Genomic DNA, 12373 nt, shown 5'->3' on the forward strand with positions numbered 1-12373 from the left:
AACCCCTTCCCGATTTCAGCGCCTATTCAGGCGGTTGATTCAACTTCGAACGTACCAGTCGATCCATCAGTTGCCGCGGAGCGGATTTTCCCGTCCAGGCTTCCGACTGCAGCGCCGCCTGTTCGATGAACATCGTGACGCCGTCGATCGTTCCCCACCCCGCGCTCTTGGCCGCCCGGATGAGAGGCGTTTGAACCGGGTTGTAGACAGTGTCCAATACGACGCTGGCGGCGCGCGTGTTTCGCCGGCTGGTGTCCACTTGCAACAACTTTTCGATCGGAACGAGGTTTCCGGTCGGCTCCGGCCCTCCGGCCATGCCGACCGGAGTGCATTGGACATACGCGTCTGCGATCGGTGAATCGGCGAGCGTGCCAATCGCCGCGAAACGCAAGTTACCGCGGCCTTGCAGGTGCTTCGAAATCGCGGCGACCGCGTCCTCGGCGCGTGCGACGTTTCGATTGAAAACGGTTACGTTTGCCCCTGCATGCGCAAGCCCGAATGCCAGCGCACGGGCGACGCCGCCGGAGCCGAGTACGAACACGGTCTTTGTTTCGAGCCCGGCGAGCGCGGAACGAAGCGGACTGACAGCGGCCGGAACATCGGTGTTGAAAACGCGTGCGCGCTGAACGCGCGAGCCGTCTCTCTCGACCAGGAGAGAATTGGCAGAACCGGTTGCGAGCGATACGGCGTCGAGTGACCAGACTCCCGGCTCGGCTTTGAGCCGCTCCAACGCGAAGCGAACCAGGTTCTCTTTGTGGGGAAGCGTCACGCTCGCGCCGGCAAAGTCGAGCGACGGGTCGTCGATCAACGCGCCCAGCGTTGCTTTGAAACTTGCGAACGCCGCTTCGGCGCCGCCGGGATTCTGCTGGTCCGGCGCGGGAACCGGGAGCGGAAGATACACACCATCGAACTTGTGCTCGGCAAAGACCGCGTTATGAACCAGCGGAGACATCGAATGCGCCACCGGCCAGCCGACCACGCCGAACACCCTCGTTGCTCTTCGAATCGATCGAAACCGGTAGAGATCGAGAAGGTCCGAAACCGTCGGCTGCCCGGGAGCCGTGACGGTTTCCGGGCGCAGGCTTGCGAACGTAAGAAACCCGCCGAACTTCGGGGCGAGGACGCGGCTCATCAGGCCGAACTCGCCCATTCCGAGAGCGATCATCGGCCGATCCGACTCGCGGAGCATCTCGAAAAGCTCGAGATTGTCGCGCAGAGAACGGGCGCGATAGGCGATCTTCAGGACACTCGCAAAACCATCGGTGCGCATCGCGAGCACGCGCCTCGTCAGATCGCTGGGCCTGCCTTGGAAATCGTGCGCGGAAAGTATCAGCCCGCTCGCGTTCTCACCGTCCACGACCGCGAGCTTCGCGATCCGCGCACGCACCGCTTCGTTCGCAAGCGATGCGAATTCGATATCCAGGTACCGGGGCGGAGAGGCGTTCTTTGCCCCGCTTGCCGCAAGCCTCTCGTAGAGCGCCATGCGGTCATCATCGCTTCCCGAGTATCCGCCCCCTTCGCTCGACGCACGGCATGTCACGATGCACGGAAGCGGGCTCTTGCTCACCATCCGCGAGATTTCCCGCTCGCGTCGATCGGGGTCGGCCTCCACCACGGAGGGATCGAAGAAATCATCAATGCGAAACTCGACGATATCGGCGCCCGCGGTTTTCGCGGCATTCGCGTCCGCAAGTGCGGATTGCAAATCCCGAACAAGGATGGGAACACAGAGCAGAGTCACGGGCCGAGTGTACGGCCCGGCGAACCGAACGCAGGCGGGAAAGAACGATGATTGATTGGATCCACTCCCTCGCGGAAGCATTCATCGATTTCGTCGTGACCGACCGCTTGATTGCAGCGGGCGGCTTGTTTCGAGCCTTCCTCGTCCTATGTGGCATCGCGACGGTAGTGGTCGCGGTCTGGTGGATTGGCTGGCTCATGCGCTGGTGGTAGCGGCGCCACACCCAGCCACATAACCGCTCGCCCACGCCCACTGGAAGTTGAACCCACCGACTCGCCCGTCGACATCGCATAACTCGCCGCAGATGTGAAGCCCGGGGCAGACGCGGCTCTCCATCGTGTCGAGTTTGAGTTCGGAGAGGGGAACTCCGCCCGCCGTTGCTTCGGCGAACAAGTAGCCTCGGTCGCCGGTAATGGGCAGCGGAAACTCGGTGAGCGCGATGGCGAGCGCCCTGCGTTTTTCCTTTGTCATTTCGCTCAGTGAAGCCGCCGGATCGACACCCACCGCGAAACAGACCGCACGAACGATGCGCTCAGCGAGTTTGGTCTCAAAAAATCGAAGAATCGAAACGCCCCCACTTCGACCTGCCGCGCTCAGCGCGGCGTCAAGCGCTTCAATCGACTCACTCGGCATCCAGTTCAGCACGAGAACCGGGGGAGACTCTCCGCTCAACTTTGCATCGGTGAAGTACCGGCTCATGTCAAGCACGCTCGGCCCCGACAATCCAAAGTGCGTGATCAACGTCGAGTTTGTGAACGAAATGAGGCGCTTGCCGCTCGCGGCACGGAGTTCGAGTGTCGCGGGGAGCGTCACGCCGCTGAGATGGGTGAGCCAGTGATCCTTCGAGATCGTGAGCGGCACGAGCGCGGGGAACACGCGGGAAGTGATCGAGTGTCCGAGCGATTTTGCGATCTCGAAACCCAATCCATCGGAGCCGGTCTTGGGTAGACTCTTACCTCCGGTGGCGAGAATCACTTGGCGGGCAAGCACGCGATCGCCGCTTACGTATTCACCCGATTCCCCGACGGGCTCGCGATGAATCACAAACCCGCCCTCGGACCTCTCAATCGCTGCGACACGCCACGGGTGTACAACATCCGCTCCGGCTCCCGCGGCAGCGCGAAGCAGCGCATCAAGCACCGTCTGCCCGTCGTCGGAGACGGGAAAGAGCTTTCCCGTTTCTTCGCGTTTGAGCTCCACGCCGGCTTCGCGAAAAAACTCGACGGTCCGCTCCACATGAAAGCGTTGAAGCACTTTGCGTATCGCGTTCTTGCTGCTCCCGGCGTACGCACTTTCATCAACGGCGTGATGCGTGACATTGCAGCGCCCACCACCCGAAACGAGAATCTTTGCGCCGAGTTTCGTTGCCCCGTCCAGAGCGATGATCCGACCGCAGCTCCGCGCGGACTGAAGTCCGCGGCTCTGATTGAGGTCGGTTCTTTGCAGAGCCCGCCCCGCCCAAATGGAAGCGAAGAGTCCGGCGGCCCCGGCGCCCACCACCGCGATGTCCACGTGCCGGGGCATTTGGGGTCACAGCTCCGAGACGCGTTTCGCGGTTTCCTGCTCCACGAGGTCGGTCATCAGCTTGCTCAGATCGCCGGACATGATGTCGCGCAGTTGATATTCCCCCGGAAGGCGCTCGTCCGCGACGATTCCTTCTTTCCAGCGGTACGTTCGGATCTTCTCGCTCCGATCTCCGCCGCGGATCTGCGATTTTCTTGCCTGCGAGCGCTCGGCGTGCTGCTTCTGACGTTCCGCCTCGTAGAGCTTGGTCACAAGCAGCCGACGCGCGCGCTCACGATTCTGCTGCTGGCTCTTGGCTTCCATCATCTTGATGATGATTCCTGTCGGCTTGTGATGGATCTGCCACGCCGTTTCGACCTTGTTGACGTTCTGTCCGCCCGGGCCCTGCGCGCGCGTCGCGAACTCTTCGACGTCGTTTGCCCAGTCGATTTTGACATCGACCTCCTCGGGCTCGGGGAGAACGGCGACGGTCGCCGTGCTGGTGTGAATTCGGCCCGCCGCCTCGGTCGCGGGCACGCGTTTGACGCTGTGCACACCCGCCTCAAATGCGAGTTCGCTCCAAACTCCGTCGCCCCGAACGTTGGCGACCGCGGAGCGGATGCCGCCGGCATCGGTCTCGGGCACGAAGTCGAGCACCTCGAATTTCCAGCCCTTCTTTCCGGCGTACTTCGTGTACATCTCGAACAGATCGCGGCACCAAAGCGCCGCCTCGTCACCGCCGGTGCCGCCACGAACCTCCAAAATCACCGAGCCGACCTTGGCATCTTCCGCCGTCACGAGATTGCGCACGGCTTCACGAATCACGCTCTTTGCACTCTGCCTGAGAGAGGGCAGTTCTTCCTTCGCCAATGCCGCGAAGTCGCGGTCACCGCTCGCGGACGCACCTTCCAGATCCTCGACTTCCTTCGCCAGCCGTTCAAATTCTTGAACCGCGGCCGCCACCGGCGCAATCGCCGATTTCTTGACGGAGAGCGCACGCACTCTCCGATGATCCGTCAGGACTTCGGGGTCCTGGAGCTGCGCATCAAGATCGAGATACTCTCGGCGCAGCGCCTCCAGCTTTTCGAGGACAGGCATCGGCAGTCCCGCGAGTGCCGCGCTTGCATCACTTGAAATTGAAGCCCCGGTCGACATGCGGAACGATACCCGCTTCGGGCGCGAATTCATAATTCGATGAGGTCGCCTCATTCATGTACGCGCTGCAAATTATTGATTGGGTGAAAACGGCGCTGCCCGACTGCCAAAGATTGGGTGATCGCCCCGTGGCGTTTCGAGGAGGAACACGGTGACCAACGCCATCGAAATTCGAGGCTTGAACAAGACATTCGGTCCGAAGCGCGCCGTCCAGGATCTCGACCTGGATATCCCTGAAGGTTCGCTCTACGGCTTCATCGGTCCCAACGGCGCGGGAAAGTCCACGACCATTCGGATGATCATGTCGATCATCTTCCCGGATTCGGGCGAGCTGCGCGTGCTCGGAAAATCCTCCGCAGTCGAGAGCAAAGACCGAATCGGATACCTGCCGGAAGAGCGCGGTGTCTACCGGAAAATGAAAGTCGGCGCGTTCCTCAAATACATCGGTCGCCTGAAGGGACTCGACGCGGCGGAGGCGGACCGCCGCACCAAGGAATGGCTTGTTCGCGTCGGTCTGGCCGAGACATACCGCAAGAAATGCGAAGAACTCTCCAAGGGCATGCAGCAGAAGGTGCAGTTCGTTGCATCGGTCATTCACGAGCCTGACCTCTTGATCCTCGACGAGGTGTTCACGGGGCTCGACCCGGTGAACCGACGGTTGATGCGAGATCTGATCCGCGAGCAGAACGATGCGGGTCGCACGATCATCTTCTCGACCCACGCGATGCGTGAGGCCGAGGAGCTCTGCGACAACATTTTCATGATCCACAAAGGCGAAAAGGTAATCGACTCGTCCCTGCAGGACGTCTGGCGCCGGTACGACCCAAAGACGGTCGTGATCGAACCAATCGATGCGGCGGATGTTCAGAAGCCGTGGGCCTCTCTTCCTAGCGTGAAGGAAGTCGTGGAGACCGACGGAATCATCGATCTGCGCCTTGCAGACAACGCCGATGTCCCGGAATTGATGCGGCAAGCGGCGGCGATGGCGCCGTTCCGCCGGCTCGAACTCAAACGCCCGAGTTTGGAAGATGTCTTTATCACGCTTGTCGGCGGCGATGCCGCGGCGGTTCGACGCGAATTGCATAGCAATGTAAAGCCCCCTCTCCAGGAGGTCAGCCGTGGGTAAAGTCTTCGTCGTCGCGTGGAAAGAGTTTCTTGCGACTGTCGCGACCAAGGGATTCATTTTCGGCATGCTCTTTCCGCCGTTCATCATGACATTGATGATCGTGATGATGCCGATCCTGATGAACAAGAAAGCCCCGACCGTCTATGGGCACATCGCGGTCGTCGACCCCAGCGGTCTGGTCGCTCCCCGCATCATGGAAGCCTTCAGCGCCGAAAAGATCAAAGAGAGAAAAGACAAGAAAATTCGCGAGGCCGTGGAGGAAGGTTCCAAGGCGATGGGCATAGACGCGGAGACGGCGGAGAAGGCGAAGGCGCAGCTCGATTCCAATCCGATGGCTGCTGCCAACGCGCTCACACCGGAAACAAATCTCACGGTTACGGTGCTTCCGCCCACGACATCGGTTGAAGAAGCCCGCAAGGAGATTCTGAAGGCGACCGGACGGGAACAGTCCGCTGAGGAAACCAGCGCGCGTCTCGCACTGCTTGTCATTCCGGAAACAACCGTCCGCACAACCGAACTGAACAAAGAAGGGCTTCCAGACTTCAGCGCCTATCAGCTGCTCACGGCGCCGCTCCTGGATGTCGAGGTGCAGCAGGACATTCGCAATCAGACAAATCGCGCGATCGTCGATGCCCGCCTGGCCGACGCGGGCCAAGACCCGGAGAAAATCAGGGGGCTGACCGCGTGGCCCAGAGTCGAAGAAAAGGCGGTAACGAAAGAGGGGGACCGTTCAACCAACAGGGTCGCCAAACTGATGATTCCCGGGGCGTTCATGTTCCTGCTTTGGATCAGCACGTTCACAGCGGGTCAGTACCTTCTCACCAGTACGATCGAAGAAAAATCGAGCCGTGTGATGGAGGTCGTGCTCTCCGCGGTCAGCCCGATGCAGCTCATGCTCGGAAAGATCCTCGGCAAGGGCGCCGTGGGTCTGCTGATCCTGCTCCTTTATTCGAGCGCCGGCATCAGTGCCATGATTTTCTTTGCGTACTCGCACTTGCTCGCATGGCAGAACCTCGTGTACCTCTTCGTCTTCTTCATGATCGCATACATCGTGATCGCTTGTCTGATGGCGTCGATCGGCTCGGCGGTCAACGACATCAACGAAGCGCAGTCGCTCATGGGTCCGGTGATGATGATCCTGATCATCCCGATGATGCTCTGGATGCCCATCCTGCGCAACCCCAACTCCATGTTCGCGCAGGTCTGCTCATTCGTTCCGATGATCAATCCGTTCGTCATGGTGCTCCGCCTCAGCGGCAGCGAACCGATCCCCGTCTGGCAGATCCCGGCGAGTATCCTGGTCGGCCTGCTCACCGTGGTGTTCATGTGCTGGGCCGCGGCGAAGATCTTCCGCATCGGTGTCCTGATGTACGGCAAGCCGCCCAACTTTGCGACACTCATCAAGTGGGTGCGGATGGCGTGAAGAAGAAAGCACACAGCGGGAAAAGGCTAGAGAACAGCAGAGGCAAGAGAGGCGCGCATTCGGCGCCCGCGATTTCGGCGATTGATCTGTACGAATTGTGCGTAACCGAGCCGTCGAGGCTGATCCGTTTTCTCGGTGCAGCGCACGGGCGAAAGCCGAAGCTGCTGCGCGAAGATTTTTCCGGATCGGGTGCGCTCGCCCGTGCCTGGGCGGCATCGTCGCGGGCTCGGCGCGCGATCGCGGTAGACATCGATCCCGGCGTGCTGACTCGTGCCGCGGCACATCCCCGCGTCACACCGCTGGTTGCCGACGCCAAGACGGCGATGGCGCGAGCGGACATCGTCGCGGCCACCAACTTCCCCATTGGATATCAGCACTCCCGTGCCGCGCTGATGCAGTACCTCCGAAACGTACGGAAGTCTCTCAACAGAGATGGGGTTTTCGTGTGCGATCTGTACGGCGGGCGCGATGCGTTTTCGCCCGGCAAAATCGTTCAGATGCTCCGCGCGCCCACGACGTCTCCGTGGCGAGGCGAACTCGTTGAATACGCCTTCGAGCAGCGCGCCGCCGATCCGGCGACCGGCCTCGTGCTGGATGCGCTCCACTTCCGCGTGTTCAAAAAATCGGGAAAGACAAGAAGGCACGATTTCGAACTCAATGACGCGTTTGTGTACCACTGGCGACTCTGGTCGCTTCCCGAACTCATCGACGCCCTAACCGAAGCCGGATTCCGATCGGTGGAAGTTCACGACCGGCTCGGTGATGCCATTGATTCTTCGGGCAAACTCCACTTGCGCCCATGCGATTCGGAAAACCCCCTCGACGAGAATTGGGTCGTGTATATCCTCGCGCGCCGGTAAGTCGTTCGCACGGCGGCGCGGGAAGGGGGAGATGAAGTGGATCGAGACTTTGTGTCGCGTTTGTGGATGACCGCCGAAGCGGGAGCAGTCTCGCTTCCGGATCTCGTCGGCCTCTGGCTGCAAGCCGGGATCGCCCGCGTGCGCGTCGATCTCGTCCGCATGGAAACGCTTTACTTTGATCTCGAAGACAAATCTGCTTCCAGGTTTAACGGCCTGCTCCGAGGGGTTTCGACGCGGAAGACGCCATCACTCTCCGGCGCCTTGCAGGCGCTCGAACGGAGCCGGCTCGATCGGATCAGCTACTCGGATTTCGTCGTTCGCATCGCGCGAAGCGGATACGCCTCGTTCGCGATTTTCACCGGTCAGAACATCATCTCGTTCGAAGGTAGCGGTGGAGAGCATCTCAGCGTCCCGATCCACCTGCTGCCCGAGCGTGCCAAGTGCGGCTGAGCAGACGATTCGCTGGCAAAAAGGACGCGGGCCCCCGGTCATCCCGAGAGCCCGCGATCGGCCCGACGCGGCGGTAAGCCGAGTTCTGTCCGGCCGGTGGTTTGCGCTCGATCCTTGACGGGAGCCCAGCGCACCTTCTGGCCGTGGCGACCATTTCTCTGGGCCGCGCGTTGCCGCGTGGCTCGAGCGGTCCACCCGTTTCCGGAGTTGCCTCGCGTCCGGACAGAACGCCTTCCTTTCGGAAGCGGGAACTGCGTGACCTTGCACGCGCTGGGGTTTGCCATGCGCCGGCCCTCACGAGCCGGCCGGTGCGCTCTTACCGCACCTTTTCACCCTTGCCTGATCCGCTCTCGACGAGCGAGAGCGGCCATCGGCGGTTCAATCTCTGTGGCACTTTCCCTCGACCGGGCTCCGAATTGCTCCGTCGCCGATCGGGTGGGCGTTACCCACCAGCGTGTCCTTTCGTGCTCGGACTTTCCTCAGACGCCGGAACATCCGGCGCCCGCGGCCGCCTTGCCGCGTCTTGACCCCATTCTATCGGCCTTCACGCAACCCCGGTTCGGCCATCAACCTGCGATTCGGCTTCGGATACCATGCCAAAGGTGCCCACTTCGCGCAAGGAAGCCTCGAAGAAGACCGCCGTCGTCTGGCTCCGACCGGATCAGGTTTCGCTTGCGCACGATCTTGCCGCGGCATCCAACTTGATCATTGAAACTGTCGGCTCTCCGGTCCGCGGCGAGTCCACAGCGCTCGCGAAGCAGCTCTCCTCCGAACCCGCCGACGACCTGCGTTCGGTGATCGCCGAGGCGAAGACATCTCTCGTGCTTCTGCTCGACCCAGGCGACTTCGCGACAGAGCGCGAGCCCGCCGACGATCGCGCCCTTGGAGCGGCACGATCGCGCGGCGTAAGAATCGCGACGCTCGAACCGATACCGGCGAGCGCGCTGGCGCTCCAGAACTCGCCCGCGGATTCGGATGAACAGACCGGCGCCCCCGAAACCGTCCGGCTGCTCGCGATGCTCCGTCACTCGAAGCGCTACCGCGATGCCCTCGAGGTGATCGAGCAGTTCGGCCATGTCCGCACTCTTTCGCTCGAACTCTACAACGCGCCCGAGCAGGGCTCGCTCGGCTCCCAACTTGTCTCGGCGCTCGATGTGATCGTGGCGCATCTCGGGACGCCCGAGACCGTGGACGCGTCGTTTGTCTCGCCGTCTCAAGGGCAAACCGTCTACACCGTACCCGGCGATTCCTTGCGCGGGCTCTCGGGCGATCTCACCGCGGTCCTCCGGTTTGCGGACGGGCGTGCCGCGACGATTGTCGCGAGCGATCACGCCGGCCGCTGGAACCGCGTGCTCACGCTGCTCGGGCCCGGCGGACGCCTGCGCATCTACGACGACGGATTCGAATTCCTCGGTCCGAGCGGCGACAAGGTGGATGAGGCTCGCCACCGTCGCACCGCAAAGAGCGCACCGCACAGCATCGAGGTTCTGAGCGACGGGATCGACCGGCTCCTGGACCCGCACATTTCCGCGCCCGCGCCGATGGACACGCTCTCTGTTTTTTCAACGGCGCAGGCGGCGCTTCTCAGCACGCGCACGGGTCAGCCTGAAAGTCCGGACACGATCCGGCGGATGGTCAGCCGCGAGTAACTGCGGCCCTACCACCTCAATTACCCCCAGCGGGTCACGTGCCAGTTTTTCTTGCCGCGGCGGATCGCGATCACACGCCCGTGCAGCAGATCGGTCGTCTTCAGCTTCTGATCCGGACCCGCTTTCTGGCCGTTGATGCTGACCGAGCCGTTGCCCAGAAACTCTTTCGCCTCTCGCTTCGAGGCCACCGCGTTGATCTCGACCAAAAGATCGAGCAGCGCGACACCTTCACCCTCAAGACGAGTCTTTGCAAGCGTGACGGACGGTGCGCTCGCAAAGACTTCATCGAGCAGCGACGCGGACAAGCCCGCGATGTCTCCCGAAAAAAGCGCCTTCGCCGCGGCTTCGGCCTGCTGCATTTCGCTCTCGCCGTGCACGATCTTCGTGGCTTCGCGCGCGAGCGTCCTCTGCGCCTCGCGCTCGCCGGGATTGGTCTTCACCTTGTCTTCGAGCGCCGCGATCTCGCCTTCAGGCAAGAACGTAAAAGTCTTCAGGAATCGCACGGCATCGCCGTCCGCCGCGTTCAGCCAGAACTGGAAGTAGGCGTAGGAGCTGGTGCGTTCTTTCGTGAGCCAGATGGCGCCGGTTTCGGTTTTGCCGAACTTGCCGCCGTCGGACTTCGTCACGAGCGGCCACGTGAGTCCGAAACTCTCGTTCCCCGGCGCGGGCACGAGGCGGCGAACGAGATCGCACCCGCCGACGATGTTCCCCCACTGATCACTGCCGCCGAGTTGCATCGTCACGCCGCTCTCGCGGAAAAGATGCAGAAAGTCGTAGCTCTGCAGGATCATGTAGCTGAACTCGGTGTAGCTGATTCCCTGATCGCGGTTGTGCAGGCGATCGCGCACCGAATCTTTCTGGATCATCATGTTGACCGAGAAGTGCTTTCCGATGTCGCGGAGCGCCTCGAGATAGCCGAGTTTTCCGAGCCAGTCGATGTTGTTCACCATCGTGGCCTTGGTCAGCCCGTTCCCCGAGAAATCGAGAATGCGATCGAAGATACGCTCGATCTTGGCGACGTTGCTCGCGACCGTCTCCGCCGTCATGAGCTGACGCTCGGCGCTCTTGCCGGAAGGGTCGCCGATCAGCCCCGTTCCGCCACCCATGACCGCGACCGGAGCATGTCCTGCTCGCTGAAAACGAGCGAGAGCCATGATCGTTACGAGGTTGCCGATGGTGAGTGAGTCCGCTGTCGGGTCGAAGCCCGCGTATGCGCGACGAACGCCGGAACTCAGGTGCTTCTCGAGGCCCGCCTCGTCGGTGCATTGGTGCAGTTGCCCGCGCCATCGCATCTCCGCAAGGAACGAATTGTCTCTGCCCGTGCTCATGGGGACAGAGAATATGCGCCCGAGTGCTCCGATTGCCCCGGCTCGAGTCCGACCGCTACTTCGTGAGCACCCAATCCGCGCTCGTCGCCTTGTTCGACCAGCGCGTCATGTCGTTCAGCTCCGTCCAACCGAGCATCTCGGCGTGAGAATCGAACGCGACACTCACGGCTTTCCCGCCGTACCGAAGTGCAACATTGCCCGAGTTGGCTTCAACCGTCTCAGGCGAGGCCGGGTTTTCCTTGTACGCCTGTGCCCACTTGCGAACGTTCCAGTACGGAGGCGCGACGTAGAAAAACCCGTCGAGACGCCCGATCCCCGGCAGCGCGGGCTGGTCATCGCCGCGCGCGGATACGAACGTCAGCAACCTGCTGGGCCGAACCGCCTCATCGATCTTCTCGACGTACAGGCGTCCGTAGAGCTTTTGAAAGGTCTTGTCGTTCGCACCGTGCTTGTCGCTTCCACCCACGAACGCGATGTTCATCCCCAGCGATGGATAGAGGCTCACGATGTACGGATAGTGCACACCCATGCTCTCGTACTGGCCCTCGGCGTTCCGCAGATCCGTGAGCAACTTCTGGTTGTCGTAGAGCGCACAGAATCCGGTACCGAAATACGAAGCGATCCGCCACGGATACCGCTGCGCCGTCGGCCCGAACACCCGGTTCCCGCGATCGTCGTTTACGACCATCGCCCCGCTCACCATCGCCTCGCTCGGAAACCCGACCAGGACCGAGTTCTTGTTGTCCCCCGCATAGCAAGTGAATCCAACCATCAGTTGCCGCGCGGCGTTCATTTCCCGCGTCTGTTTCGCGAGCATCCGCGCCCGCGAAAGCGACGGCGCCATGATCGAAATCAGAATCGCGATGACCGCGATCACGATGAGGAGTTCGATGAGCGTGAACGCCTTGTCCCCGAGCAATCGCCGGATCGGGCAGCATCGGACGCGTTCATTTGCAGGAGTTCGGGGTTGCATGCCGCGCGGGCTTCGGTGAGTCATGAATGTGTGCCGTCCAAACCACGCCTTTGCGTCGCCCCCAACGACATCCCCTGCCAAGGATATAAATGAGACTGTGTCTCAATATTTTCCAGCCTCCGCTTGCTTTTCAATCCTCACGGGACATTATTTCCTGTCAAACCG

General features: G+C 61.6%; 11 protein-coding genes and 1 other RNA gene. 6 read left to right on the forward strand and 6 right to left on the reverse strand.

The features are described from left to right. Positions 1-22: 22 nt before the first annotated feature. Positions 23-1741, reverse strand: coding sequence for a type I 3-dehydroquinate dehydratase (gene aroD / locus KF691_10735; GenBank protein MBX3389916.1), 1719 nt, complete (start codon positions 1739-1741; stop codon positions 23-25). A gap of 47 nt (positions 1742-1788) precedes the next feature. On the opposite strand from aroD, the gene KF691_10740 reads away from it, so the two are divergent. Then, on the forward strand, positions 1789-1953 hold the full coding sequence (locus tag KF691_10740) for a hypothetical protein (GenBank protein MBX3389917.1): 165 nt from the start codon (positions 1789-1791) through the stop codon (positions 1951-1953). Here the strand turns inward: KF691_10740 and KF691_10745 are convergent. Continuing rightward, the gene (locus KF691_10745) at positions 1937-3265 is read right to left on the reverse strand and encodes an aminoacetone oxidase family FAD-binding enzyme (protein ID MBX3389918.1); all 1329 of its coding nucleotides are present in this window, start codon (positions 3263-3265) and stop codon (positions 1937-1939) included. The two genes, KF691_10740 and KF691_10745, sit on opposite strands and share 17 nt — an antisense overlap. Positions 3266-3271: 6 nt before the next feature. Continuing rightward, complete coding sequence (locus tag KF691_10750; GenBank protein ID MBX3389919.1) at positions 3272-4399, reverse strand: PCRF domain-containing protein; 1128 nt, start codon at positions 4397-4399, stop codon at positions 3272-3274. A gap of 151 nt (positions 4400-4550) precedes the next feature. Here KF691_10750 and KF691_10755 point away from each other — a divergent pair, with 151 nt between their 5' ends. The 4 genes from KF691_10755 to KF691_10770 are packed head-to-tail and all read left to right on the forward strand — an operon-like array spanning position 4551 to position 8258. Further along, positions 4551-5525, forward strand: coding sequence for an ATP-binding cassette domain-containing protein (locus KF691_10755; protein ID MBX3389920.1), 975 nt, complete (start codon positions 4551-4553; stop codon positions 5523-5525). Beyond that, positions 5518-6948, forward strand: coding sequence for an ABC transporter permease (locus KF691_10760; protein ID MBX3389921.1), 1431 nt, complete (start codon positions 5518-5520; stop codon positions 6946-6948). Before KF691_10755 ends, KF691_10760 begins: the two co-directional genes overlap by 8 nt. Further along, positions 6945-7808 carry a hypothetical protein gene (locus tag KF691_10765; GenBank protein ID MBX3389922.1) on the forward strand — a complete coding sequence of 288 codons (864 nt, stop codon included), beginning with the start codon at positions 6945-6947 and terminating at the stop codon, positions 7806-7808. Before KF691_10760 ends, KF691_10765 begins: the two co-directional genes overlap by 4 nt. 36 nt (positions 7809-7844) lie before the next feature. After that, positions 7845-8258, forward strand: coding sequence for a hypothetical protein (locus KF691_10770; GenBank protein MBX3389923.1), 414 nt, complete (start codon positions 7845-7847; stop codon positions 8256-8258). A gap of 59 nt (positions 8259-8317) precedes the next feature. Here KF691_10770 and rnpB read toward each other — a convergent pair. After that, positions 8318-8782, reverse strand: an RNA gene (gene rnpB, locus KF691_10775) — RNase P RNA component class A. Between the two features lie 78 nt (positions 8783-8860). Between rnpB and KF691_10780 the strand changes: the two genes are divergently transcribed. Then, positions 8861-9907: a hypothetical protein gene (locus KF691_10780; protein MBX3389924.1), complete on the forward strand. Its 1047-nt coding sequence runs from the start codon at positions 8861-8863 to the stop codon at positions 9905-9907. A 20-nt stretch (positions 9908-9927) separates the two neighbouring features. On the opposite strand, the gene KF691_10785 is transcribed toward KF691_10780, so the two are convergent. After that, complete coding sequence (locus KF691_10785) at positions 9928-11235, reverse strand: tyrosine--tRNA ligase (protein ID MBX3389925.1); 1308 nt, start codon at positions 11233-11235, stop codon at positions 9928-9930. A gap of 55 nt (positions 11236-11290) precedes the next feature. Continuing rightward, entirely contained in the window at positions 11291-12208 is a 918-nt protein-coding gene (locus tag KF691_10790) for a prepilin-type N-terminal cleavage/methylation domain-containing protein (GenBank protein MBX3389926.1), read from the reverse strand. Positions 12209-12373: the final 165 nt, after the last annotated feature.

Source organism: Phycisphaeraceae bacterium (genome assembly GCA_019636555.1).
Taxonomy (GTDB): Bacteria; Planctomycetota; Phycisphaerae; order Phycisphaerales; family UBA1924; genus JAFEBO01.

Bases quoted from the DNA above. Each gene is read 5' to 3' on its own strand.
- KF691_10740 (MBX3389917.1), top strand. From the start codon at position 1,789: ATGATTGATTGGATCCACTCCCTCGCGGAAGCATTCATCGATTTCGTC.
- KF691_10745 (MBX3389918.1), bottom strand. From the start codon at position 3,265: ATGCCCCGGCACGTGGACATCGCGGTGGTGGGCGCCGGGGCCGCCGGA.
- KF691_10750 (MBX3389919.1), bottom strand. From the start codon at position 4,399: ATGTCGACCGGGGCTTCAATTTCAAGTGATGCAAGCGCGGCACTCGCG.
- KF691_10785 (MBX3389925.1), bottom strand. From the start codon at position 11,235: ATGAGCACGGGCAGAGACAATTCGTTCCTTGCGGAGATGCGATGGCGC.
- KF691_10790 (MBX3389926.1), bottom strand. From the start codon at position 12,208: ATGCAACCCCGAACTCCTGCAAATGAACGCGTCCGATGCTGCCCGATC.